Here is a 21,806-nt window from a genome sequence, read left to right on the forward strand (position 1 = left end):
GCGCGCTCTCCTCATGAATACGGGTTCAATTCCCACAAATTTAACGACCTCCCCCTGTAGGAGCTGCCGCAGGCTGCGATCTTTTGATCTTGAAACCAACATCAAAAGATCGCAGCCTTCGGCAGCTCCTACAAGGGAGGCGTTCAATTCTTCAGGCAGTAATGTTCAATCAGTTGCCGTAATAGATGCACGGTAGGCTGCAAACGTGACATTTCAAGGTACTCGCCGGGCTGATGCGCGCAGGCGATGTCGCCGGGACCGAGGACGATGGTTTCGCAGCCGAGGCGCTGAAGATAAGGCGCTTCGGTGCCGAACGCTACTGCTTCGGCGCTATGACCGGTGAGCTTTTCGGCGATGCGCACCAGTTCGGCGTCTGCATCCTGCTCGAACGGCGGAACTTCCGGGAACAACGGTTTGTAATCGATCTTCACCTGATGCCGCTCGGCCACCGGGTTCAGCTTGCGCAGAATCTCCGCGCGCAGCACCTTCGGATCCATGCCCGGCAGCGGCCGCAGGTCGAACTCCAGCGAACACTGGCCGCAAATCCGGTTGGGATTATCGCCACCATGAATGCAACCGAAGTTCATCGTCGGCTGCGGCACGCTGAACTGCGGGTTGTTGAATTCACGCTGCCACAACAGGCGCAGACCGCGCAGTTCGCCGATCGCATCGTGCATCGCCTCAAGAGCGCTGTGGCCCAGGCGCGGATCCGACGAATGGCCGCTCTGCCCGAGTATGTCGATGCGCTCCATCATGATGCCTTTGTGCATGCGGATCGGCTTGAGCCCGGTCGGCTCGCCGATCACCGCCGCACGCCCCAGCGGACGCCCGGCCTCGGCCAGCGCGCGGGCGCCGGACATCGAGCTTTCTTCATCGCAGGTGGCGAGGATCAACAGCGGTTGCTTGAACGGTTGATCGAGCAGCGGCAACACCGCTTCGATGATCAGCGCGAAAAAGCCCTTCATGTCGCAACTGCCGAGGCCGACCCAGCGGCCATCGACTTCGGTCAATTTCAGCGGATCGGTCTGCCACAACGCATCGTCGTACGGCACCGTGTCGCTGTGCCCGGCCAGCACCAGCCCGCCGGGGCCGCTGCCGAAACTGGCGAGCAGGTTGAATTTGCCGGGGCTGACTTGCTGGATATCGCAGCTGAAACCCAGATCACCCAGCCAGCCGGCGAGCAAATCGATCACCGCGCGGTTGGACTGATCAAGGTTCGGTTGGGTACAGCTGACCGACGGCGCGGCGATCAGCGCAGCGAACTGGTCTTGCATGGACGGCAAAGGCATCGCTGACTCCAACTCCCGATTTGAAGTCCATCATAGAACCATCCGGCGTCAGGAATAAACCGCCGCAGGGCGTAGGACGAATCAGTCCTGTACACTGCACGGCCTTGGCAGCCACATATTCCCCGGCTGCGCTCCCGATCCTGGATTTTCCGGCCATGCAGAAAGAAACCGAAATCAAACTCCGCGTCAGCCGCGAAACCCTCGCTGCCCTGCGCGAGCACCCGTTACTGAAAAAACGCAACAAAAGTGGCTGGGAACGCCGTGAGTTGATGAACCAGTACTTCGACACCCCCGAGCGCGATCTGGCTCAGGCCAAAGTTGCCCTGCGCCTGCGCAAGGACGGTGACGAAGTGATTCAGACCCTCAAGACCCGTGGCCAGAGCGTCGCCGGTCTGTCCGAGCGTAATGAATACGACTGGAAGTTGCCGAAAGCCAAACTCGACGTGAAGAAACTCGACGGCGAATGCTGGCCCGAGTCGCTGGCCGAGCTGGACAAGAAAACCCTCAAGCCGATCTTCACCACCGATTTCGTCCGCGAACGCGCCGAAATCGCCTGGGGCCGTGGCAAGAGCAAAGTGGTTATCGAAGCCGCGCTGGATCTCGGTCACGTTGTAGTCGGCAAGCAGAAAGAAGAAATCTGCGAGCTGGAACTGGAACTGCGCGAAGGCGAGCCTGCTGCGCTGCTGGAACTGGCCGCTGAACTGGCCGCTACCCTCGCGCTGATGCCGTGCGATATCAGCAAGGCTGAGCGCGGTTATCGTCTGTACGACGCCAACAGCTACTCGCTGAGCCTGCCGGCGCCAGAGCTGACCCCGGAAACCCAGCTCGACGACGCCTTTGCCGCGCTGAGCTGGCACTTGCTCGGCAGCAGCCAGCGTCTGGCTGAACAGTACCGTTTCAACGGCCATTGGCGCCTGTTGCTCGACTGGGTCGAGAACCTCGCGGAAATGCGCGCCCTGCTCAGCAGCCTCGGCCAGGCCGCGCCGCGTCAGTCGACCCACGACTTGCGCGTTGCGCTGGATGCGTTGCTGGAAGACTGGCGCCCGCTGGTGCAGGCCGGTGTCGAAGACGAAGACGTGCGCAAAGCCGCGCCGGAGCAGTTCCTCGAAGAACTCGAAGACCCGCGTTGGGGCCTGTTCTCGCTGAACACTTCGCGCTGGTTGCTGGCTCGCACCTGGACCGCCGAGCGTAACGTGCGTGGTAATCGTCAGGGCGGCGCGCAGTTGCACAGTTGGTTGCCGCGCACCTTGGGTGAAGAAGCGACCGCCCTGCAATTGCAGCGTTATCAGCAGCAGCCGGAAGATCTGGCTGAGCAACTGCCGCGTATCGAGCGCATTCAGGTCTGGCTGCACCACGCACGCAACGTGCTGGAGATCCCGGAAATGGATCGCCTGTACGGCGAACTGAACAAACTGGCACAACTGGCCAACGAGCCGACGATCACTGACGAACTGCTTGATGCACGCAAGCAGCAGGCGATTGCGGTTTACCAGAATCGTGCGTGGAAAATGCTGCTGCGCATGTAACACCCCTGTGATGATGGTGATCGTTCCCACGCTCCGCGTGGGAATGCAGCCCGGGACGCTCCGCGTCCCAAAGCGGACGCAGAGCGTCCATTGAGGCGTTCCCACGCAGAGCGTGGGAACGATCAGTGGGAACGATCAGGGTCAAACCGGGAGGCTGGTGGTGGATTTGATCTCCGACAGCGCCACAATCGAATTCACTTCCTGAATCCCCGGCACCAGCGACAACTTCTCGAAGAAGAACCGCTCATACGCCTCAATGTCCGCCGCGACGATCCGCAACAAAAAATCCACCGCGCCCATCAGCACATAACACTCCAGCACCTCCGGAAAGCCGCGAATCGCTTCGGTGAATTCGGTGAAGTTCGAACGCCCGTGCGCGTTGAGTTTGATCTCGGCAAAGATCTGCGTGTTCAGGCCAATCTTCTTGCGATCAAGCAAGGTCACTTGGCCACGAATGATGCCCTCCTCCTTCATCCGCTGAATCCGCCGCCAGCACGGCGATTGCGAGAGGCCGACCTGCTCGGCGATCTGCGCGCTCGACAGTGAAGCGTCCTCTTGCAGCAGGGCGAGAATCTTGCGGTCGTAGCTGTCCAGCTCACTGTGCATAGAAAAACCTCTAATCAACAGTCTTGCGAATTGATCCATTCGATCAATCGCCAATATCGCCGATCATAGCCAAGAAATACCCCGCACCGAATGTAAAAATTCCTCCAGAGAATTTGGAGACTCGTCATGCCGCACCTCGAAGCCGTCACCACCACGCCCACCCGCGCCGACGTCTGGAACGTCAGCAACGCCCATTGCCTGGCGCAATATCAAATCCTCGCCGAAGCCGAGCCGGATTTGCTGGTGCGGGTGCTGAATCTGTTCGCCCTGCAATTCCTCACGCCCGAACAGGTCAACGTGCAGCGCATGGACGATCTAATGTCGATCGACATTGTCATGGGCGGACTCAGCTGGCATCGCGCGCAACTGATCGCGGAAAAACTTCGTAACCTGATCAGCGTCTGCTCAGTGGATCTGCAAAACGCCGACAACGCTTGGGATGCGCCTGCACAAGCGGCCGGCTGACAAATCCGGCAACGGCTTCGTCGGGTAGTGGCCCAACGGTCTGCCCGGCCGCGACTATCCTTTTGCGCACTGTCGTTTAAAAGGAAGCCCGCATGTCCGTTCAATTCGCCACTCAGGACCGCTGGCTGGAACTCAATGATGTGCTGCGTGAACTGGTCGCCCAAGGCTTTATTTGCCAGGACGCGGCGGAGCAGGCGCTGAATGCGCGCCGCCGTCACGCCGCAAATGGCCAGATGCACCCGCTGGAATTTATCGCCAGCCAGCAACTCGACGACCTCAGCCGTCCGGGCAAACACCTCGACCTGGAAAGCCTGACTTTGTGGCTGGCGCAACAGGCCGGCCAGGCGTATTTGCGCATCGATCCGCTGAAGATCAACGTCGCAGCGATCACGCCCTTGATGTCTTACGCCTTCGCGCAACGGCACAAGATTCTCGCCGTAGCGGTCGACCGTGATGCGGTGACTGTGGCCAGCGCCCAGCCTTACGTGACTGGTTGGGAAGCCGATCTGACTCACGTGCTGAAACTGCCGATCAAACGAGTGGTGGCCAACCCGGCGGACATCCAGCGCTTCAGCGTCGAGTTTTTCCGGCTGGCAAAATCGGTCAGCGGCGCCAGCAATGCCGATGCGCAGAGCGGCAACCTCGGCAACTTCGAACAACTGCTCAACCTCGGCGCCAGCGATCAGGAGCCGGACGCCAACGACGCGCACATCGTCAACATTGTCGACTGGCTGTTCCAGTACGCCTTCCAGCAACGCGCCAGCGATATCCACATCGAACCGCGAAGGGAACAAGGCACCGTGCGCTTTCGCATCGACGGCGTGCTGCACAATGTCTATCAATTTCCGCCGCAGGTGACCATGGCGATCGTCAGTCGCCTGAAAAGCCTCGGGCGGATGAACGTCGCCGAAAAACGCAAACCGCAGGACGGCCGGGTCAAGACCAAGACCCCGGAGGGCGGCGAAGTTGAGTTACGCCTGTCGACGCTGCCCACAGCGTTCGGCGAGAAAATGGTCATGCGGATTTTTGATCCGGAAGTGCTGCTCAAGGATTTCGATCAACTGGGTTTCAGCGCCGACGATCTGCGGCGCTGGCAGGACATGACCCGCCAGCCCAACGGCATCATCCTGGTCACCGGGCCGACAGGTTCGGGCAAGACCACAACGCTGTACACCACGCTGAAAAAACTGGCGACGCCGGAAGTGAACCTCTGCACCATCGAAGACCCGATCGAAATGGTCGAGCCGGCGTTCAACCAGATGCAGGTGCAGCACAACATCGACCTGAGCTTCGCCGCCGGGGTGCGTGCACTGATGCGGCAAGACCCGGACATCATCATGATCGGCGAGATCCGCGATCTGGAAACCGCCGAAATGGCGATTCAGGCAGCGCTCACCGGGCACTTGGTGCTGTCGACGTTGCACACCAACGACGCACCCAGCGCGATCAGCCGTCTGCTCGAACTCGGCGTGCCGCATTATCTGATCAAAGCCACCGTGCTCGGCGTTATGGCCCAGCGTCTGGTGCGCACGCTGTGCCCGCACTGCAAGGCACCGCAGACGCTGGAGGAAGAAGACTGGCAAACCCTGACCCGCCCGTGGCAAGCGCCGCTGCCGGGCAATGCGCAACGGGCGATCGGTTGTGTGGAGTGCCGCGACACCGGTTATCACGGCCGCGCCGGGGTTTACGAAATCATGCAACTGAGCGACAGCCTCAAAACGTTTATCACCCCGGACACCGATCTGGCGGCGATTCGACGTCAGGCGTTCAAGGAAGGCATGCGCAGCTTGCGTCTGTCCGGCGCGCAGAAAGTCGCGGCGGGGCTGACCACGATTGAGGAAGTGTTGCGGGTCACGCCGCAAAGTGAGCTCAAGTAGGCCCATAGGGAACTGGATCGGGGCTTGGCAATCCAACGCCCTAGTTAACCCCCAGGAGTCACCTCATCATGCGTCTCAAACTTGCTGTCGCCACCTTGGCCCTGCTGTCCCTTCCCGTTGGTTCGGCCATGGCGGACAGCTTTTGGCGTAACGTCATTTCGTCCGGTGCGACCACCGGTTCGACCTACCTGACCTTCAAGGATCACAAACTGATCATCGCCGCACAGGACGATGCCGGCAGCTTCGTCGCCAGCGACGGCGGCATTCGCGGGCCATACCTGGAAGCCGCGATGCAGAAAGTACGCGCCGACAACCCGGGCCTGCAGGCCACGGACATGGAACTGGCGAATGCGATTCTGGCCAAGAACGCCGTGGCTTCCGAGTAACTCAAAAACAAAAGATCGCAGCCTGCGGCAGCTCCTACAGGGAAATGCATTCCAAAGTAGGAGCTGCCGAAGGCTGCGATCTTTTGATCTTCAGCGGTAATCGTCCACCGGCACGCACGCGCAATACAGGTTGCGATCGCCGTAAACGTTGTCCACCCGATTCACCGCTGGCCAATACTTGTGCGCTTTGGTGTGCGCATCCGGGGTGATGCCTTGTTCGATGCTGTACGGCCGCTCCCACACCCCGGTGACATCCGCCAAGGTATGCGGCGCGCGTTTCAACGGATTGTCTTCTGCCGGCCAGTTACCGTTTTGCACTTCGGTGATTTCCGCACGAATGCTCAGCATCGCGCCAATAAACCGATCCAGCTCAGCCTTCGACTCGCTCTCGGTCGGCTCGACCATCAACGTTCCCGGCACCGGGAATGACATGGTCGGCGCATGGAAGCCGTAATCCATCAGACGTTTGGCGACGTCCTCTTCACTGATCCCGGTCTGCGCCTTCAACGGCCGTAAATCCAAAATACATTCATGCGCCACCCGCCCGTTACGCCCTGTGTACAACACCGGGAACGCGCCGGATAAATGCTGCGCCAGGTAATTCGCCGCGAGAATCGCCACCTCGCTGGCATCGGCCAATTGCGGGCCCATCATGGCGATGTACATCCAGCTGATCGGCAAAATACTCGCGCTGCCCCACGGCGCGGCACTGACCGCGCCGTTCTGCGCCAGCGGCCCGTCGATTGGCACCACCGGGTGATTGGCAACGAACGGCGCCAAATGCGCACGAATCCCGATCGGTCCCATGCCCGGCCCGCCGCCGCCATGAGGAATGCAGAAGGTCTTGTGCAAATTCATGTGCGAGACGTCGGCACCAATGTCCGCCGGCCGCGCCAGCCCGACCTGCGCGTTGAGGTTGGCGCCGTCCATGTACACCTGACCGCCGTGTTGGTGGATCACTTCGCAGATTTCGCTGATGCCCTCCTCGTACACACCATGGGTCGACGGATACGTCGCCATCAAGCACGCCAACTTATCCCCAGCCTCAGCGGCTTTGGCTTTCAAATCTTCCAGATCAACGTTGCCCTCCGCGTCGCACTCGACGATCACCACGCGCATCCCGGCCATCTGCGCCGACGCCGGGTTGGTGCCGTGGGCTGACGAAGGAATCAGGCAAATATCCCGAGCGCCCTGTTGCCGGCTCTCGTGATATTTGCGAATCGCCAGCAGCCCGGCGTATTCGCCCTGCGCACCGGAGTTGGGCTGCATGCAGATCGCATCGAAACCGGTGATCGCGCAGAGCCAGCGCTCCAGCTCCTCGATCATCAGCGTGTAACCGACGGCTTGCTCGCGCGGCACGAACGGATGCAGGTTGGCGAATTGCGGCCAGGTGATCGGGATCATCTCGCTGGTGGCGTTGAGTTTCATGGTGCAGGAGCCCAGCGGGATCATCGACTGGTTGAGCGCCAGATCCTTGTTCTCCAGTTGTTTGAGGTAGCGCAGCATCTCGGTTTCGCTGTGGTGCGCGTTGAAGACCGGATGGCGCAGGTACGGCGTTGTGCGCTGAAGGTTGTCGGGGATGCCCGAGGTCAGCGCCTCGGCGTCGAGATCGTCGACGCTCAAGCCGTGATCAGCCCCAAGCAAGACATCGAACAGTTTCGCCACGGTCGTTTCATCGCAGGTCTCGTCAAGGCTCAGCCCGACGCGGCCACGGCCGAGAATCCTCAGATTGATCTGCGCAGTCTGAGCGCTTTGAATAATCGCGGTTTGTGCGCCACCAACGTCGAGCGTCAGCGTGTCGAAAAACTGCGCGTTCAGGCGTTTCAGCCCATGCCGTTCAAGCCCCGCCGCCAGAATGCAGGTGAGCCGGTGAACCCGCTGAGCGATGCGTTTCAGACCTTCCGGGCCGTGATACACCGCGTAGAAACTGGCGATATTCGCCAACAGCACCTGCGCTGTGCAGATGTTCGAGTTGGCCTTCTCGCGGCGGATATGTTGCTCGCGGGTTTGCAGGGCCATGCGCAACGCGACGTTGCCCCGAGCGTCTTTCGACACACCGATGATCCGCCCCGGAATCGCCCGTTTATATTCCTCACGACTGGCAAAAAATGCCGCGTGCGGGCCGCCATAACCCATCGGTACGCCGAACCGTTGCGATGAACCGAACACTACATCGGCGCCCAACTCACCCGGCGGGGTCAGCAACAGCAAACTCAACAAATCCGTGGCGACGCAGGCCAGCGCTTGCTGCGCGTGCAAGTGATCGATCAATGAACGCAGATCACGCACTTCGCCGTGGGTGTCGGGATATTGCAGCAGCGCACCGAATACCTGGTGCTGCTTCAAGTTATCCACAGCGTCGATGATCAGCTCAAAGCCGAAGCCCTCGGCGCGGGTCTGCACCACGGAAATGGTCTGCGGATGACAGTTCTCATCGACGAAAAACAGATTGCTCTTCGACTTCGCCACACGCTTGGCCAAGGCCATGGCTTCAGCCGCTGCCGTGGCTTCATCGAGCAGCGAGGCGTTGGCCAATTCGAGGCCGGTGAGGTCGATGGTCAGTTGCTGGAAATTCAGCAGCGCTTCGAGCCGGCCTTGGGCGATCTCCGGTTGATACGGCGTGTACGCGGTGTACCAACCGGGATTTTCCAGCACGTTGCGCAAGATGACGGTCGGCGTCAGGGTGCCGTGGTAGCCCATACCGATCAGGCTGCTCCACACCTGATTCTGCTCGGCATAACCGCGCAGTTTGGCCAGCGCCGCTTGTTCGTCCAGCGCCGGCGGCAGATCGAGTGCGCGATTGAAGCGGATGCCCGGCGGCACAGTCTGTTCGATCAGTTCGGCGCGACTGCCGAGGCCGAGGCTGTCGAGCATCGCTTGTTGCTCGGCGGCATCCGGGCCGAGGTGACGACGCAGAAAAGCATCGGGATCGCGTAACTGGCTCAAGGACGGCAACTGGGACATGACGGGCTCTCTCTTGGCTGGCGCTCGGCGTCAATGCATCACGGTCAAACCAGCATAGCAGTGCCCTTGAAGATCAAAAGATCGCAGCCTTCGGCAACTCCTACAAGGTCTACACCATCCCCCTGTAGGAGCTGCCGAAGGCTGCGATCTTTTGATCCTGAAAAAAAAGCCCCGACAAGTCGGGGCTTTGGGTATTGCTTAATGCTTACTCGCCGATAGCAGCCTTGTAAGCGCCGGCATCCAGCAGCTTGTCCAGCTCAGCCGCGTCGGTTGGCTTGATCTTGAAGATCCACGCGCCGTACGGGTCGGAGTTCAGCAGTTCAGGCGAACCACCCAGCTCTTCGTTGACGGCAATCACTTCACCGCCGATCGGCGCGTAGATGTCGGAAGCGGCTTTCACCGACTCAACCACACCGGCCTGATCTTGTGCAGCGAAGACTTTGCCGACTTCAGTCAGCTCGACGAACACCACATCACCCAGCGCTTCCTGCGCGTGATCGCTGATGCCCACAGTGACGGTGCCGTCGGCTTCCAGACGGGCCCATTCATGACTTTCGGCAAAACGCAGGTCGGCAGGGATATCGCTCATCTTCGGTGTCCTCGAGAAATTGTCAGCGGTCGTGCCCGCCGGAAAAGGTTAGATCAAAGTTTTGCCATGGCGGACGAAGGTCGGTTTGACCACGCGTACCGGGTACCACTTGCCACGGATTTCCACTTCGGCGCGGTCGGCGGTTGCCATCGGAACACGCGCCAGGGCAATCGATTTGCTTAGCGTAGGGGAGAAACTACCACTGGTGATCTCTCCTTCGCCAACATCGGCGATACGAACCACTTGATGAGCGCGCAAAACACCGCGCTCTTCCAGCACCAGACCGACCAGTTTGTGCGCCACGCCAGCGGCTTTTTCCGCCTCCAGGGCAGCACGGCCGATGAACTGGCGCGAGGCCGGTTCCCAGGCGATGCTCCAGGCCATGTTCGAGGCCAGCGGCGAAACGTCCTGATCGATGTCCTGACCGTAGAGGTTCATCCCGGCTTCAACGCGCAAGGTGTCGCGAGCGCCGAGGCCGATCGGGGAAATGCCGGCGCCAACCAGATCGTTGAAGAAACCCGGAGCCTGATTGGCTGGCAGGACGATTTCCAGACCGTCTTCACCGGTGTAACCGGTGCGCGCGATGAACCAGTCGCCGTCGGTATAGCCTTCGAAGGGTTTGAGGTGCTGGATCAGCGTGGCGCGGGATTGGGTCACCAGCTCGGCAATCTTGTGCCGGGCTTGCGGGCCTTGAATGGCCAGCATCGCCATCTCGGAACGCTCATGCAAATGCACGTCGTAGCCGGAAAGTTGCGCGTTCATCCACGCCAGATCCTGATCGCGGGTGGACGCGTTGACTACCAGTCGATAACCCTCGTCGAGGCGGTAGACGATCATGTCGTCGACGATGCCGCCACGCTCGTTGAGCATGGTGCTGTACAACGCACGGCCGGGGCGGTGCAGGCGTTCGACGTCATTGGCCAGCAAATGCTGAAGCCAGGCCTTGGCCTGGTTGCCGGTGACATCGATCACGGTCATATGGGATACATCGAACACCCCGCAATCGCGGCGCACCTCGTGGTGCTCCTCGACCTGCGAGCCGTAATGCAGTGGCATGTCCCAACCGCCAAAATCGACCATCTTCGCGCCTAGGGCGAGATGCAGGTCATACAGAGGCGTACGCTGTCCCATGGGTTTCTCCTTCCGGGCGTGGCGAAGGTGCGGACAGCCGCTGCACGGGCGAAAGCCTTGAAATAGAAGGCTCTCAGCCGATTCCAGCGAACGGGTCTGTCAGACGAACCGCACCGAATGCCGCGCATTGTAGCCGCATGATTCAGGACTCACTACTAAGTGTTTCGATGCGCCGAGCGGCGAATCAGGCCGATGACCGGCAACAGTCCGACCAAAACCAGGGTCAGCGCCGGCAACGACGCCCGCGCCCATTCGCCTTCGCTGGTCATTTCAAAGATGCGCACGGCCAGCGTGTCCCAGCCAAACGGGCGCATCAGCAGGGTCGCGGGCATTTCCTTGAGCACATCGACGAACACCAGCAGCGCGGCGCTCAACGTGCCGGGCAACAACAACGGCAGATACACTTTGAAAAACAGTCGTGGCCCACTGACACCGAGGCTACGTGCCGCTTCGGGCAAAGACGGCCGTATACGCGCCAGACTGTTTTCCAGTGGGCCGTAGGCGACCGCAATAAAGCGCACCAGATACGCCATCAACAACGCCGCGAGACTGCCGAGCAGCAAGGGTTTGCCCGCACCACCGAGCCAGCCGGAGAGCGGAATCACCAATTCGCGATCGAGATAACTGAACGCGAGCATGATCGACACTGCCAACACCGAACCCGGCAGGGCGTAACCGAGATTGGCCAGACCCACGCCAGAGTTGATCGCCGGCGTCGGCGCCAGTCGCCGGGCGAAGGCCAGTAACAACGCAACGCTGACGGTGATCAACGCCGCCATGCCGCCCAGATACAGGGTGTGCAGGATCAGCCCGGCATAGCGCTCATCGAGATCGAAACGCCCGCGCTGCCAGAACCAGACGATCAGTTGCAGCATCGGAATCACGAAGGCGCAGGCGAACACCAGTCCGCACCAGCTCATCGCCGCGAGGGCTTTGAATCCGCGCAGGTGATACAGCGCTTTCACCCGAGGCCGCTCGTTGCTCGCGCGGTTGGCCCCGCGTGCGCGACGTTCGCCGTACAGCACCAGCATCACCACCAACAGCAACAGGCTGGCCAGTTGCGCCGCGCTCGACAGACTGAAGAAGCCGTACCAGGTTTTGTAGATCGCGGTGGTGAAGGTATCGAAGTTGAACACCGACACCGCGCCGAAATCGGCGAGGGTTTCCATCAGCGCCAGCGCCACACCGGCACCAATCGCCGGGCGCGCCATCGGCAACGCTACGCGCCAGAAGGCTTGCCACGGCGATTGACCGAGCACCCGCGCGGCTTCCATCAAGCCTTTGCCCTGCGCGAGAAACGCGGTGCGCGCCAGCAGGTAAACGTACGGGTAGAAAACCAGCACCAGCACGATAATCACCCCGCCGGTGGAGCGCACGCGGGGCAGGCGCAGGCCTGTGCCGAACCATTCGCGCAGCAGGGTTTGCACGGGGCCGGCGAAGTCGAGCAGGCCGACGAAGACGAAGGCCAGCACGTACGCGGGAATGGCGAAGGGCAGCATCAGCGCCCAGTCGAGCCAGCGCCGTCCGGGGAATTCGCAGAGGCTGGTGAGCCAGGCGAGGCTGACGCCGAGCAGCGTCACGCCGACACCGACGCCGAGTACCAGCGTCAAGGTGTTGCCGAGCAGGCGCGGCATCTGGGTTTGCCACAGGTGCGACCAGATTTGTTGATCAATGGTTTGCCAGGACAGCAGCAGAACGCTCAGGGGTAACAGCACCAACGCGGCGACAGCGAAGACGATGGGGTACCAGCGGCGTTGGGCGGGGTGGGCCACTTCAAAGGTCTCGCGGGGAAATCGTGGAGTGTAAGGAAGAAAGCGAAAAGATCGCAGCCTCCGGCAGCTCCTACATTGGGAAATGTGATCACCCTGTAGGAGCTGCCGAAGGCTGCGATCTTTTGATCTTTACAGCAACAGACTCAGTTCCAACCCGCCCGATCCATCATCCGGATCGCCTCAGCCTGACGCTTGCCCGCCACTTCCACCGGCAAGGTGTCCGCAATGAACTTGCCCCACGCCGCCACTTCTTCCGAAGGCGCGACCGCCGGGTTGGCCGGGAATTCCTGGTTCACGTCAGCAAAAATCTTCTGCGCTTCCGGCGTGGTCATCCATTCAACCAGAGCCTTGGCCGCTTCCGGGTGCGGCGCATGTTTGGTCAGGCCAATACCCGACAGGTTCACGTGCACACCGCGATCCGCCTGATTCGGCCAGAACAGTTTCACCGGCAGCTCCGGCTTCTGCTTGTGCAGGCGACCGTAGTAGTAAGTGTTGACGATGCCCACGTCGCACTGCCCGGCGTTGATCGCCTCCAGCACTGCAACGTCATCGGAGAACACGTCGGTGGACAGGTTGTTAACCCAGCCCTTGAGGATTTCCTCGGTCTTCGCCGCGCCGTGAACTTCGATCATGGTCGCGGTCAGCGACTGGTTGTAAACCTTCTTCGCCGTGCGCAGGCACAGGCGCCCTTCCCAGTTCTTGTCGGCCAGCGCTTCGTAAGTGGTCAACTCGCCCGGCTTCACCCGTTCGGTGGAATAGGCGATGGTGCGCGCGCGCAGGCTCAGACCAGTCCAGGCGTGAGTGGACGAGCGATATTGCAGGGGAATGTTGGCGTCGATGGTTTTCGAGGTAAACGGCTGGAGGATGCCCATTTGCTCGGCCTGCCAGAGGTTGCCGGCATCAACGGTGAGCAGCAGGTCGGCGGTGGCGTTTTCACCTTCGGCCTTGATGCGCTGCATCAGCGGCGCTTCCTTGTCGGTGATGAACTTGATCTTCACCCCGGTCTTGGCGGTGTAGGCATCGAAGACCGGTTTGATCAGTTCATCGATGCGCGACGAGTAAACCACCACCTCATCAGCGGCCTGGGCGGTGGTGCTACCGATCAGGGTCAGGGCCAGTGCGGTCAGAAGACGCTTGGGTGCCAACATGGGAGTGGTCTCTCGGTCGGGAAATGTGGGCCAAATGATAAGGACTCACATTTACCACCTCAATCGAACTCTTTTTGAAGGAGTTACCAGATGTTGCATGATTGACAGCCATCCCTGTAGGAGCTGCCGCAGGCTGCGATCTTTTGATGTTGTTTTTTAAGATCAAAAGATCGCAGCCTTCGGCAGCTCCTACAGGGGAACGCATTCCAACTGTAGGAGTGAGCCTGCTCGCGAAGAGGCCATCAGCCTCAATGAAGATGTCAGGGTTTGGCGAGCGCCGGAAGATCACCGGTCAACCCCAGCGCCTCGCGCACAAACAACGCTTTCGCCTCGGGCATCTGCTCCACCAGCTTCAACCCGGCATTTCTCAGCCAACGCACCGGCAAACGATCCGCCTGAAACAACCGCTCAAACCCTTCCATCGCCGCCATCAACGCAAGGTTATGCGGCATGCGCCGACGCTCATAACGGCTCAGAACTTTCACATCCGCCAAACGCTCCCCGCGCTCGGCAGCCTGCAACAACACTTCGGCCAGCACCGCCGCATCGAGGAAACCAAGGTTCACACCCTGCCCCGCCAACGGGTGAATGGTGTGCGCCGCATCGCCGATCAGCGCCAGCCCTTCCGCCACATAACGCTTGGCATGACGCTGACGCAGCGGCACGCACAGGCGCGGATCAGCACTGATGACTTCGCCAAGACGTCCCTCAAAAGCGCGCTCCAGCTCACGGCAGAAACCCGCCTCATCCAGCGCCATCAAACGCTCGGCTTCGCTCGGCGTGGTCGACCAGACGATCGAACACCAATCCTGCTGCCCGTCACGCTCCAGTGGCAGAAACGCCAACGGCCCGTGATCGGTAAAGCGCTGCCAAGCGGTCGACTGGTGCGGCTGGCTGCTGCGCACGCTGGTGACGATGGCATGGTGCATGTAATCCCACTCGCGCGTGGCCATCCCGGTGAGACGGCGCACTGCCGAGTTAGCCCCATCAGCGGCAATCACCAACGGCGCGCGCAATTGACGACCATCGGCCAGCGTCAGCAGCCAGTCATCGCCCGAACGGCGCATCTGTTCCAACCGCGCATTGGCGAGCATGCCCAGATCACAATCGTGCAAACGGTCGAGCAAAGCGTCCTGCACCACGCGGTTTTCGACGATGTGGCCAAGCACTTCGGCGTGCACGCTGCTCGCCGAGAAATGAATCTGTCCGGTGCCGCTGCCGTCCCACACGTGCATGTCGGTGTACGGGCTGCTGCGCCGTGCAGCGATGCCGTCCCACACGCCAAGGCGTTCGAGGATTCGCTGGCTGGCCGCCGATAACGCGCTCACTCGCGGTTCAAACGCGGCTTCAGCATCGAACGGTTTGACGCTCAGCGGGCTGCCGTCGAGCAGCAGAACTTCCAGCCCGCTATCCTGCAGCGCCAACGCCAGGGCGCTGCCGACCATTCCGGCTCCGACAATCAGCAGATCTGCGCGCATGTCCATGCTTTAAGCCTGTCTCGCTTGCGGCTTGAGCCGCACGTAAAGGGTTTTACCGACCCGCGCGACAAGGTTGCCGGCGCCGTCATGAATGTCGACCTGCAACTGCGGCAGGTATTTCTCGCCATTGGCGGTCTGCCGGCGAATCTCGCCGAGCAAGGTCTCGTCGATGCTGAACCGGGCGAACACCGGGCCTTTGCCCGGCGCGATGAAATCGATGTCGGCAGCCTTGTCCCAGACGATGTACTTCGAGCCGAGGTTTTCCATAAGCATCAGCATGAAAAACGGATCGACCATCGAATACAAACTGCCGCCGAACTGCGTACCGACGTAATTGCGGTTGTACCAGCCGAGGCCCATCGACACTTGAACGTCGCGGAAGTCATCGCTGATATGGCGAACGCGCACGCCAGCGCCGAGGTACGGCGGGTAGAAGGTCATGACCCAGCGCATCAACCGCGCTTTGCCGAATTTTTTAGTCAACCACTTAAGCATCCGGACGCGTCCCCAACCCCATGGCCTGCCGCGCAAACCAACGCTTGGCCGGTGGCAGCAGATCGAGACCGAGCAAGCCGATATTACGGCCCAGCGACACCAGCGGCTGCGTGCTGCCGAACAGGCGCGTGACCTGATCGGAGAAACCGACGGTGAGATCCTGATCGAGACGCTGACGCTCGCGATACGCCTGCAACGTGGCGAAATCGCCCAGCGGCTTGTCGCTGGTCAGCAACGCAGCGGCCAAGGCATCGGCATCCCGCAGCGACAGGTTGAAACCCTGCCCGGCTATCGGGTGCAGGCTGTGCGCCGCGTTGCCGAGCACGGCCAGATGCGAGCGCACTTGTTCTTCGGCCTCGACCAGCGTCAGCGGATATAAATGCCGCGCGCCAACCTGTTTCAACGTGCCGAGGCGATAACCGAACACGCCCTGCAATTCGCTGAGGAAATCACGCTCGCTCAAATCGGCCAGACGCTGCGCGTCCATGCCCAAACGGGTCCAGACCAATGCGCAGCGATTTTCCGGCAGCGGCAGCAGCGCCATCGGCCCTTCATCGGTAAAGCGCTCGAAAGCCATGCCGTTGTGCGCTTCGCTCGGGGTGATGTTGGCGATCAGCGCGCTCTGGTTGTACGGACGCTGGCGCACGTTGATGCCCAACTGTTCGCGCAGCCCGGAGCGACCGCCATCGGCGAGCACCGCGAGGTCGCATTCCAGCGTGGTTTCATCGTTGAGGGTCAGGCGATAGCCGTCGGCCAGCGGCTCCATGCGCGTGACTTCTGCCGGGCAACGCCAGCTGATCACGTCTTTGTCGACGTGCTGCCATAGGCAATGGCCGAGCCAGGCGTTTTCCACCACATAACCGAGTGCCGGTACGCCCTCTTCCATCGCCGACAAACGCGCGGTGGAGAAGCGGCCACGGTCAGACACGTGAATCTGTTTGATCGGCTCGGCGCGGCGGGAGATTTCCTGCCACACGCCCAGCCGTTGATAAATCTGCCGCGAGCCGAACGACAGCGCCGACGAGCGCGCGTCGTAGCTCGGCTGCCAACTGTCGCCGGGGGCGAACGGCTCGATCAGCACGATTTTCCAGCCACGCGCCTTGGCCCCGGCCTGCAAGGCCAACGCCAGACTGGCGCCGACCAGACCGCCACCGATGATTGCCAGATTGACTCGACTCATGCCGCGTGTGTCCTTGCTTGCGCCATCAGCGCTTCGATGTCGGCGACGGTTTTCGGTACGCCGGTGGTGAGGATTTCACAGCCTGTTTTGGTCACGACCACGTCGTCCTCGATGCGCACGCCAATGCCGCGCCATTTCTTCGCGACGTTCTGATTGTCCGGGGCGATGTAAATGCCCGGCTCCACGGTCAGCGCCATGCCGACTTCGAGCACGCGCCATTCGCCGCCGACCTTGTACTCGCCGACGTCATGCACATCCATACCCAGCCAGTGGCCGGCGCGGTGCATGTAAAACGCTTTGTAGGCTTCGCTGGCGATCAACTCGTCGACCTCGCCCTGCAACAATCCGAGTTTCACCAGCCCCGTGGTGATCACCCGAACCGTGGCTTCGTGCGCCTGATTCCAATGCTTGTTCGGAGCGATTTCGGCGAACGCGGCTTCCTGCGAGGCCAGCACCAATTCGTAGATCGCTTTCTGCTCGGGCGAAAACTTGCCGTTGACCGGCCAGGTACGGGTGATATCGCTGGCGTAGCAGTCGATCTCGCAACCGGCGTCGATCAACACCAGATCGCCGTCCTTGAGCAACGCGTCATTCTGCTGGTAATGCAGGATGCAGCTGTTGCGTCCGGCGGCGACGATCGAACCGTAAGCGGGCATTTTCGCCCCGCCCTTGCGGAATTCGTAGTCGAGTTCGGCTTCGAGGCTGTACTCGTAGAGCCCGGCCCGACTGGCCTGCATCGCGCGAATATGCGCTTGCGCCGAGATCCGCGCGGCTTCGCGCATGACCTTCACTTCTGCCGCCGATTTATACAGGCGCATGTCGTGCAGCAGATGATCCAGGGCAACGAATTCGTTCGGCGGCTGGGCGCCGAGGTGCGCCTTGGAGCGGATGACGTTGATCCAGTCCATCAAGTGACGGTCAAATTCGGGGTTGCTGCCCATCGCCGAATACACCCGGTCGCGGCCTTCGATCAGGCCCGGGAGGATGTCGTCGATGTCGGTGATCGGGAAGGCGTCGTCGGCACCGAAGTCGCGGATCGCGCCTTCCTGACCTGCGCGCAAGCCGTCCCACAATTCGCGTTCGGCGTTGCGTTCACGGCAGAACAGCACGTACTCGCCATGCTCGCGGCCGGGCATCAAAACGATGACGGCTTGCGGCTCGGGAAACCCGCTGAGGTACTGGAAATCGCTGTCCTGACGGTAGACGTGCTCGACGTCGCGGTTGCGGATGGCGACCGCGGCGGCGGGCAGGATCGCGATGCTGTTGGGTTCCATCTGCGCCATCAGGGCCTTGCGGCGACGGCTGTATTCCGCTTTGGGGATATGGGTCATGGGCAGATGGCTTTCCCTGGCACGCGATTAATGCAGCGACGGTTTGGCCGCTGGCGGCACGTCGGCTTTCTTGGTTTCCGAGAACAGCAGCAGCGGCGCGACGCGCAGGTACTCCATGACTTCCATGTAGTCGGTCTCGCCGTCTTCGGATTCTTCCAGCGCGTCTTGCACCTGGGAGATCGCCGCCAGATCCTGCAGCACTTCGGTGGCTTCGGTGCTGAGCATGCTACTGTCGCGGCAGTTCAGGCCGAAACCGCTGAGGAAGCCCTGGCACCACTCGCCCAGTGCAGCGGCGCGCTCGGCCAGCGGCGCGTCATCGGTCGGCAGCAGCAGAACGACGGTAACGTCGTCACCGGTGAGTTCGCCTTTGACCATCTCTTGCAGGCCGATCAAGGCGTTGCGAACGTTGTCCTGCGGCTCGCTTTCGAGCAGTTCGGCAGCGTCGATCAACCATTCTTCGGCAGTGAAACCGGCGCCGGCGCAGCTGCGTCCGAGCAACAGGCCATGCAGTTCGGCAGGCGAGACGTTGTGGCCGCTGGAAGTCAGCAGGGTGGCGAAGGCTTGGTACGGGGAATTCTGAATGGTCATGGGCAGCTAGGCGCCAGACGGCGCTATGTCTAGAATGAAGGCCTTGTATCCTACATCGACAGACTCGCCAAGACTATTAAAGGCTGTCCGCCAGCTATCCCATCAGACAGACTCCAACTCAGTGGACACAATGGAAGACACCGACCTGCAAGCGCTGATGGCCAGACTCGAACTGTTGATTGGTCGAGTCGAGCAACTTAAGAGTCAAAACGCACTCTTACTAGCTCAGGAAAAGACCTGGCGCGAGGAACGCGCTCACCTCATTGAAAAAAACGAAATCGCCCGGCGTAAGGTCGAATCGATGATTTCGCGCCTCAAGGCCCTGGAGCAAGACTCATGAGTTCAAGCAATAGCGTCACCGTGCAGATCCTCGATAAAGAATATTCGATCATCTGCCCGCAGGAAGAACGCAGCAATCTGGTCAGCGCCGCGCGCTACCTCGACGGCAAAATGCGCGAGATCCGCAGCAGCGGCAAAGTCATCGGCGCCGATCGCATCGCCGTGATGGCCGCGCTGAACATCACCCACGACCTCTTGCACAAAGAAGAGCGTCCGGACATCCAGGCCAGCGGTTCGACCCGTGAACAGGTGCGCGACTTGCTCGATCGTGTCGATCTGGTGCTCGCCGACGATCAGACCAACACCAAGGGCTGATTCGACTGGCCGCTTGCGGTATACTCGCGGCACTCCCTGGGGTGCTTGCCAGTTGACGATGTCCCTGAGCCGATTCGCACTACCCTGGAAGTTGCACGTTGGGCTGGTGTGCATGTCCGCTAGACGGAAAGCCTTAAAGTCTACTGCATCTTCCACCTTGAACTTTCGGGTTCAAGGGCTAAGTTGACAGCGGTTCATCCGGGGAGCCTGATTCGAATCCGATGTCGGTTAATCCGACATCGGATTTTTTATGCGTACGTTTTCGTCCAACCTGCCGAAGCCGAACCATGACCGAACCCGCGCTGCTGCCCCGCCCGCAACTCCGCCGCCTGCTGCGCAAGGCGCGCCGCTCGCTGAGCAAAAGCGAGCAACGCCAGGCCGCCAAAGGCCTGTACCGGCAACTGGCGCAAGACCCGCACTTTCGCCGGGCCAAACACATCTCTCTGTATTTACCCACCGACGGTGAAATCGATCCGCGCCTGCTGCTGCGTGAAGCACAGCATCGAGGCAAGTCGACTTATCTGCCGGTGCTCAGTGCCTGGCCGCGAACCAAAATGGTTTTCCAGCGCATTCGTCCCGGCGAGAAACTCAAACCCAATCGCTTCCGCATTCTTGAGCCACGGGCCAATCTGGCTCGGCAACGCAAGGTCTGGGCGCTGGATCTGGTGTTGTTGCCATTGGTGGGGTTTGACGATGTCGGCGGGCGACTGGGGATGGGCGGCGGTTTTTACGATCGCAGCCTGGCGTATCTGGCGCGGCGCAAAAGCTGGCGCAAGCCGACGCTGTTGGGGCTGGCCCATGAATGTCAGAAGGTCGAACGATTGGCGCAGGCGAGCTGGGATGTACCGTTACAAGGCACGGTCAGCGACAAGGCGTGGTATTTCGCGGGATAGGACGCCGCAGATCAGCGGCGTCGGGTGTGCAGTTTCAGCGCTTGAACGCGGTCGACTGTTGAACCTGTTGCGCGACTTCGATTGGAGCGTCAGCTTTGGTTGTCCACAGACTCTGCGCGTAACCGGTGGTCACGACGCCCAGGCCAAACAAAATTACCAAAGTCCATAGTAAATCCGGTTTGCGTTTCATCGATTGCCCCCCTCAAGGCACATCAACACGATGACAGCAGCGGTTTCCGTTTGTAGGCCGTGCAGCAGCGTCAAGCTTTAAAGGCCGGCATTTTGCGGCAACGTGAACCGCTGCGCAAACGCTGACGTCAACCGACTGTCGGTTTGTCATAAAATTGCCCGACAACTTGTCCACTGATCCCGCCAGGAGAACAAAACATGGCCTATTGGCTGATGAAATCCGAGCCCGACGAGCTCTCGATCAAGGGCCTGGAAAAACTCGGCAAAGCGCGCTGGGACGGGGTTCGCAACTACCAGGCACGCAACTTCCTGCGGGCGATGGCGGTGGGCGATGAGTTCTTTTTCTACCACTCCAGCTGCCCGGAGCCGGGAATTGCCGGGATTGGCAAAATAATCGAATCGGCGTACCCGGATCCGACGGCGCTGGAGCCGGAGAGTCATTACTACGACCCAAAGGCGACGCCGGAGAAGAATGCGTGGAGTGCGATTGACGTTGAACACGTCGAGACGTTTGCGCGAGTGTTGAAGCTGGATTATCTGAAGCAGCAGACGGCGCTGGCGGAAATGCCGTTGGTGCAGAAGGGTTCGAGGTTGTCGGTGATGCCGGTCACACCTGAACAGTGGGCGGCGGTGATTGCCCTGCGCTGACGCGCAAAAAGATCGCAGCCTTCGGCAGCTCCTACAGGGAACCGCATTCCAATGTAGGAGCTGCCGAAGGCTGCGATCTTTTGACTTTAATGCTTATTGAATAATCAGGTTGTTAAACAACAAATCCTCAACCACCGGCTTCCCAGTCTCATCATTCATCACCTGCTGAGTCTGCTTCAGCGCTTCCTGACGCAGCTTCTCTTTGCCTTCGATGCTGCCCATCGCCTCGGTCGTCTGCTGAGTAAACAGCGCCACCAGTTGATTACGGATCAGCGGCTCGTTGGCCTTGACCAGTTTGGCTGCGTCATCGCCGGTCACGCGCAGCGCCACATCGGCCTTGTAGACCTTGAGTTTCGGCGTGCCGTCCAACCCGTAGTTACCCACGAACGGTGGGCTCAGGCTGATGTAGCTGACCTTCGGCGCTTCGCCTTCTTTGGCTTCTTCGGCCAGCGCTGCCACAGGCAGAGACAGGGCCAGCAACAACATGATCCACGCTTTCACAATTCGCTCCTTATCCGGTTGGCGGCCTAGCCTAACGACCCGGCGCGCAAGCTCAAGCTTATGGCTGTCTATCAGGGTCGGGCTTGGTCGTGGTCC

General features: G+C 60.7%; 22 protein-coding genes and 1 other RNA gene. 9 read left to right on the forward strand and 14 right to left on the reverse strand.

Going from position 1 to position 21,806, the window contains the following annotated elements; genetic code table 11:
- Positions 1-143 precede the first annotated feature (143 nt).
- Positions 144-1,289 (reverse strand): acetylornithine deacetylase, encoded by a 1,146-nt coding sequence (gene argE / locus ACIP66_RS22955; RefSeq protein WP_282356564.1) that lies wholly within the window; start codon positions 1,287-1,289, stop codon positions 144-146.
- Between the two features lie 155 nt (positions 1,290-1,444).
- Between argE and ACIP66_RS22960 the strand changes: the two genes are divergently transcribed.
- Positions 1,445-2,815 (forward strand): inorganic triphosphatase, encoded by a 1,371-nt coding sequence (locus ACIP66_RS22960; RefSeq protein WP_400651140.1) that lies wholly within the window; start codon positions 1,445-1,447, stop codon positions 2,813-2,815.
- A gap of 141 nt (positions 2,816-2,956) precedes the next feature.
- On the opposite strand, the gene ACIP66_RS22965 is transcribed toward ACIP66_RS22960, so the two are convergent.
- Entirely contained in the window at positions 2,957-3,421 is a 465-nt protein-coding gene (locus ACIP66_RS22965; protein WP_016983809.1) for an Lrp/AsnC family transcriptional regulator, read from the reverse strand.
- Between the two features lie 126 nt (positions 3,422-3,547).
- Here ACIP66_RS22965 and ACIP66_RS22970 point away from each other — a divergent pair, with 126 nt between their 5' ends.
- The 3 genes from ACIP66_RS22970 to ACIP66_RS22980 all read left to right on the forward strand — a co-directional run bounded on the left by ACIP66_RS22970 (position 3,548) and on the right by ACIP66_RS22980 (position 6,149).
- Positions 3,548-3,886, forward strand: coding sequence for a hypothetical protein (locus ACIP66_RS22970; RefSeq protein WP_400651143.1), 339 nt, complete (start codon positions 3,548-3,550; stop codon positions 3,884-3,886).
- Positions 3,887-3,978: 92 nt separating this feature from the next.
- Complete coding sequence (locus ACIP66_RS22975) at positions 3,979-5,763, forward strand: GspE/PulE family protein (protein ID WP_053124863.1); 1,785 nt, start codon at positions 3,979-3,981, stop codon at positions 5,761-5,763.
- Between the two features lie 65 nt (positions 5,764-5,828).
- Entirely contained in the window at positions 5,829-6,149 is a 321-nt protein-coding gene (locus ACIP66_RS22980; RefSeq protein ID WP_171057234.1) for a DUF2388 domain-containing protein, read from the forward strand.
- A 90-nt stretch (positions 6,150-6,239) separates the two neighbouring features.
- Here ACIP66_RS22980 and gcvP read toward each other — a convergent pair whose 3' ends face one another.
- From gcvP to ACIP66_RS23030, 10 genes are all read right to left on the reverse strand, one after another.
- The gene (gcvP, locus tag ACIP66_RS22985) at positions 6,240-9,113 is read right to left on the reverse strand and encodes an aminomethyl-transferring glycine dehydrogenase (RefSeq protein WP_400651146.1); all 2,874 of its coding nucleotides are present in this window, start codon (positions 9,111-9,113) and stop codon (positions 6,240-6,242) included.
- 205 nt (positions 9,114-9,318) lie between these two features.
- Complete coding sequence (gcvH, locus tag ACIP66_RS22990; RefSeq protein WP_053124868.1) at positions 9,319-9,702, reverse strand: glycine cleavage system protein GcvH; 384 nt, start codon at positions 9,700-9,702, stop codon at positions 9,319-9,321.
- 48 nt (positions 9,703-9,750) lie between these two features.
- Positions 9,751-10,833: a glycine cleavage system aminomethyltransferase GcvT gene (gcvT, locus tag ACIP66_RS22995; RefSeq protein WP_282356463.1), complete on the reverse strand. Its 1,083-nt coding sequence runs from the start codon at positions 10,831-10,833 to the stop codon at positions 9,751-9,753.
- Between the two features lie 155 nt (positions 10,834-10,988).
- Positions 10,989-12,605, reverse strand: a complete 1,617-nt coding sequence (locus ACIP66_RS23000) for an iron ABC transporter permease (RefSeq protein WP_053124872.1) — start codon at positions 12,603-12,605, stop codon at positions 10,989-10,991.
- Between the two features lie 143 nt (positions 12,606-12,748).
- On the reverse strand, positions 12,749-13,753 hold the full coding sequence (locus ACIP66_RS23005; protein WP_008081441.1) for an extracellular solute-binding protein: 1,005 nt from the start codon (positions 13,751-13,753) through the stop codon (positions 12,749-12,751).
- 260 nt (positions 13,754-14,013) lie between these two features.
- Positions 14,014-15,231 carry a 2-octaprenyl-3-methyl-6-methoxy-1,4-benzoquinol hydroxylase gene (locus tag ACIP66_RS23010; protein ID WP_178124199.1) on the reverse strand — a complete coding sequence of 406 codons (1,218 nt, stop codon included), beginning with the start codon at positions 15,229-15,231 and terminating at the stop codon, positions 14,014-14,016.
- A gap of 9 nt (positions 15,232-15,240) precedes the next feature.
- Complete coding sequence (locus tag ACIP66_RS23015; RefSeq protein WP_282356461.1) at positions 15,241-15,726, reverse strand: DUF4442 domain-containing protein; 486 nt, start codon at positions 15,724-15,726, stop codon at positions 15,241-15,243.
- Entirely contained in the window at positions 15,719-16,906 is a 1,188-nt protein-coding gene (gene ubiH / locus ACIP66_RS23020) for a 2-octaprenyl-6-methoxyphenyl hydroxylase (RefSeq protein ID WP_400651153.1), read from the reverse strand. The genes ACIP66_RS23015 and ubiH overlap by 8 nt, the downstream gene beginning before the upstream one ends.
- Complete coding sequence (gene pepP, locus ACIP66_RS23025; RefSeq protein ID WP_102901403.1) at positions 16,903-18,237, reverse strand: Xaa-Pro aminopeptidase; 1,335 nt, start codon at positions 18,235-18,237, stop codon at positions 16,903-16,905. Before pepP ends, ubiH begins: the two co-directional genes overlap by 4 nt.
- 27 nt (positions 18,238-18,264) lie before the next feature.
- On the reverse strand, positions 18,265-18,825 hold the full coding sequence (locus ACIP66_RS23030; protein WP_053124884.1) for a YecA family protein: 561 nt from the start codon (positions 18,823-18,825) through the stop codon (positions 18,265-18,267).
- A 130-nt stretch (positions 18,826-18,955) separates the two neighbouring features.
- Here ACIP66_RS23030 and ACIP66_RS23035 point away from each other — a divergent pair, with 130 nt between their 5' ends.
- The 4 genes from ACIP66_RS23035 (at position 18,956) to ACIP66_RS23050 (ending at position 20,372) form a co-directional block, all read left to right on the forward strand.
- Positions 18,956-19,165, forward strand: coding sequence for a TIGR02449 family protein (locus ACIP66_RS23035; RefSeq protein WP_007911197.1), 210 nt, complete (start codon positions 18,956-18,958; stop codon positions 19,163-19,165).
- On the forward strand, positions 19,162-19,479 hold the full coding sequence (locus tag ACIP66_RS23040) for a cell division protein ZapA (protein ID WP_008081434.1): 318 nt from the start codon (positions 19,162-19,164) through the stop codon (positions 19,477-19,479). The genes ACIP66_RS23035 and ACIP66_RS23040 overlap by 4 nt, the downstream gene beginning before the upstream one ends.
- Before the next feature lie 30 nt (positions 19,480-19,509).
- Positions 19,510-19,688: non-coding RNA, 6S RNA (gene ssrS, locus ACIP66_RS23045), on the forward strand.
- 78 nt (positions 19,689-19,766) lie between these two features.
- A complete protein-coding gene (locus ACIP66_RS23050) occupies positions 19,767-20,372 on the forward strand; it encodes a 5-formyltetrahydrofolate cyclo-ligase (RefSeq protein ID WP_159814336.1) in 606 nt (201 codons plus the stop codon).
- Positions 20,373-20,406: 34 nt separating this feature from the next.
- Here ACIP66_RS23050 and ACIP66_RS23055 read toward each other — a convergent pair whose 3' ends face one another.
- Complete coding sequence (locus tag ACIP66_RS23055) at positions 20,407-20,562, reverse strand: hypothetical protein (protein ID WP_008081430.1); 156 nt, start codon at positions 20,560-20,562, stop codon at positions 20,407-20,409.
- Positions 20,563-20,759: 197 nt separating this feature from the next.
- Here ACIP66_RS23055 and ACIP66_RS23060 point away from each other — a divergent pair, with 197 nt between their 5' ends.
- Complete coding sequence (locus ACIP66_RS23060) at positions 20,760-21,209, forward strand: EVE domain-containing protein (RefSeq protein WP_400651158.1); 450 nt, start codon at positions 20,760-20,762, stop codon at positions 21,207-21,209.
- Between the two features lie 93 nt (positions 21,210-21,302).
- On the opposite strand, the gene ACIP66_RS23065 is transcribed toward ACIP66_RS23060, so the two are convergent.
- A complete protein-coding gene (locus ACIP66_RS23065) occupies positions 21,303-21,710 on the reverse strand; it encodes a flagellar basal body-associated protein FliL (protein WP_053124890.1) in 408 nt (135 codons plus the stop codon).
- Between the last annotated feature and the right edge of the window lie 96 nt (positions 21,711-21,806).

The organism is Pseudomonas sp. NPDC088429 (assembly GCF_044753305.1).
In the GTDB taxonomy this organism is placed as follows: domain Bacteria; phylum Pseudomonadota; class Gammaproteobacteria; order Pseudomonadales; family Pseudomonadaceae; genus Aquipseudomonas; species Aquipseudomonas rustica.

What these genes read in the sequence shown, in the direction of transcription:
- argE (WP_282356564.1), bottom strand. Translation starts at nt 1,289, where the DNA reads ATGCCTTTGCCGTCCATGCAAGACCAGTTCGCTGCGCTGATCGCCGCG.
- ACIP66_RS22960 (WP_400651140.1), top strand. Translation starts at nt 1,445, where the DNA reads ATGCAGAAAGAAACCGAAATCAAACTCCGCGTCAGCCGCGAAACCCTC.
- ACIP66_RS22965 (WP_016983809.1), bottom strand. Translation starts at nt 3,421, where the DNA reads ATGCACAGTGAGCTGGACAGCTACGACCGCAAGATTCTCGCCCTGCTG.
- ACIP66_RS22970 (WP_400651143.1), top strand. Translation starts at nt 3,548, where the DNA reads ATGCCGCACCTCGAAGCCGTCACCACCACGCCCACCCGCGCCGACGTC.
- ACIP66_RS22975 (WP_053124863.1), top strand. Translation starts at nt 3,979, where the DNA reads ATGTCCGTTCAATTCGCCACTCAGGACCGCTGGCTGGAACTCAATGAT.
- gcvP (WP_400651146.1), bottom strand. Translation starts at nt 9,113, where the DNA reads ATGTCCCAGTTGCCGTCCTTGAGCCAGTTACGCGATCCCGATGCTTTT.
- gcvH (WP_053124868.1), bottom strand. Translation starts at nt 9,702, where the DNA reads ATGAGCGATATCCCTGCCGACCTGCGTTTTGCCGAAAGTCATGAATGG.
- gcvT (WP_282356463.1), bottom strand. Translation starts at nt 10,833, where the DNA reads ATGGGACAGCGTACGCCTCTGTATGACCTGCATCTCGCCCTAGGCGCG.
- ACIP66_RS23005 (WP_008081441.1), bottom strand. Translation starts at nt 13,753, where the DNA reads ATGTTGGCACCCAAGCGTCTTCTGACCGCACTGGCCCTGACCCTGATC.
- ACIP66_RS23010 (WP_178124199.1), bottom strand. Translation starts at nt 15,231, where the DNA reads ATGCGCGCAGATCTGCTGATTGTCGGAGCCGGAATGGTCGGCAGCGCC.
- ACIP66_RS23015 (WP_282356461.1), bottom strand. Translation starts at nt 15,726, where the DNA reads ATGCTTAAGTGGTTGACTAAAAAATTCGGCAAAGCGCGGTTGATGCGC.
- ubiH (WP_400651153.1), bottom strand. Translation starts at nt 16,906, where the DNA reads ATGAGTCGAGTCAATCTGGCAATCATCGGTGGCGGTCTGGTCGGCGCC.
- pepP (WP_102901403.1), bottom strand. Translation starts at nt 18,237, where the DNA reads ATGACCCATATCCCCAAAGCGGAATACAGCCGTCGCCGCAAGGCCCTG.
- ACIP66_RS23030 (WP_053124884.1), bottom strand. Translation starts at nt 18,825, where the DNA reads ATGACCATTCAGAATTCCCCGTACCAAGCCTTCGCCACCCTGCTGACT.
- ACIP66_RS23035 (WP_007911197.1), top strand. Translation starts at nt 18,956, where the DNA reads ATGGAAGACACCGACCTGCAAGCGCTGATGGCCAGACTCGAACTGTTG.
- ACIP66_RS23040 (WP_008081434.1), top strand. Translation starts at nt 19,162, where the DNA reads ATGAGTTCAAGCAATAGCGTCACCGTGCAGATCCTCGATAAAGAATAT.
- ACIP66_RS23050 (WP_159814336.1), top strand. Translation starts at nt 19,767, where the DNA reads ATGACCGAACCCGCGCTGCTGCCCCGCCCGCAACTCCGCCGCCTGCTG.
- ACIP66_RS23055 (WP_008081430.1), bottom strand. Translation starts at nt 20,562, where the DNA reads ATGAAACGCAAACCGGATTTACTATGGACTTTGGTAATTTTGTTTGGC.
- ACIP66_RS23060 (WP_400651158.1), top strand. Translation starts at nt 20,760, where the DNA reads ATGGCCTATTGGCTGATGAAATCCGAGCCCGACGAGCTCTCGATCAAG.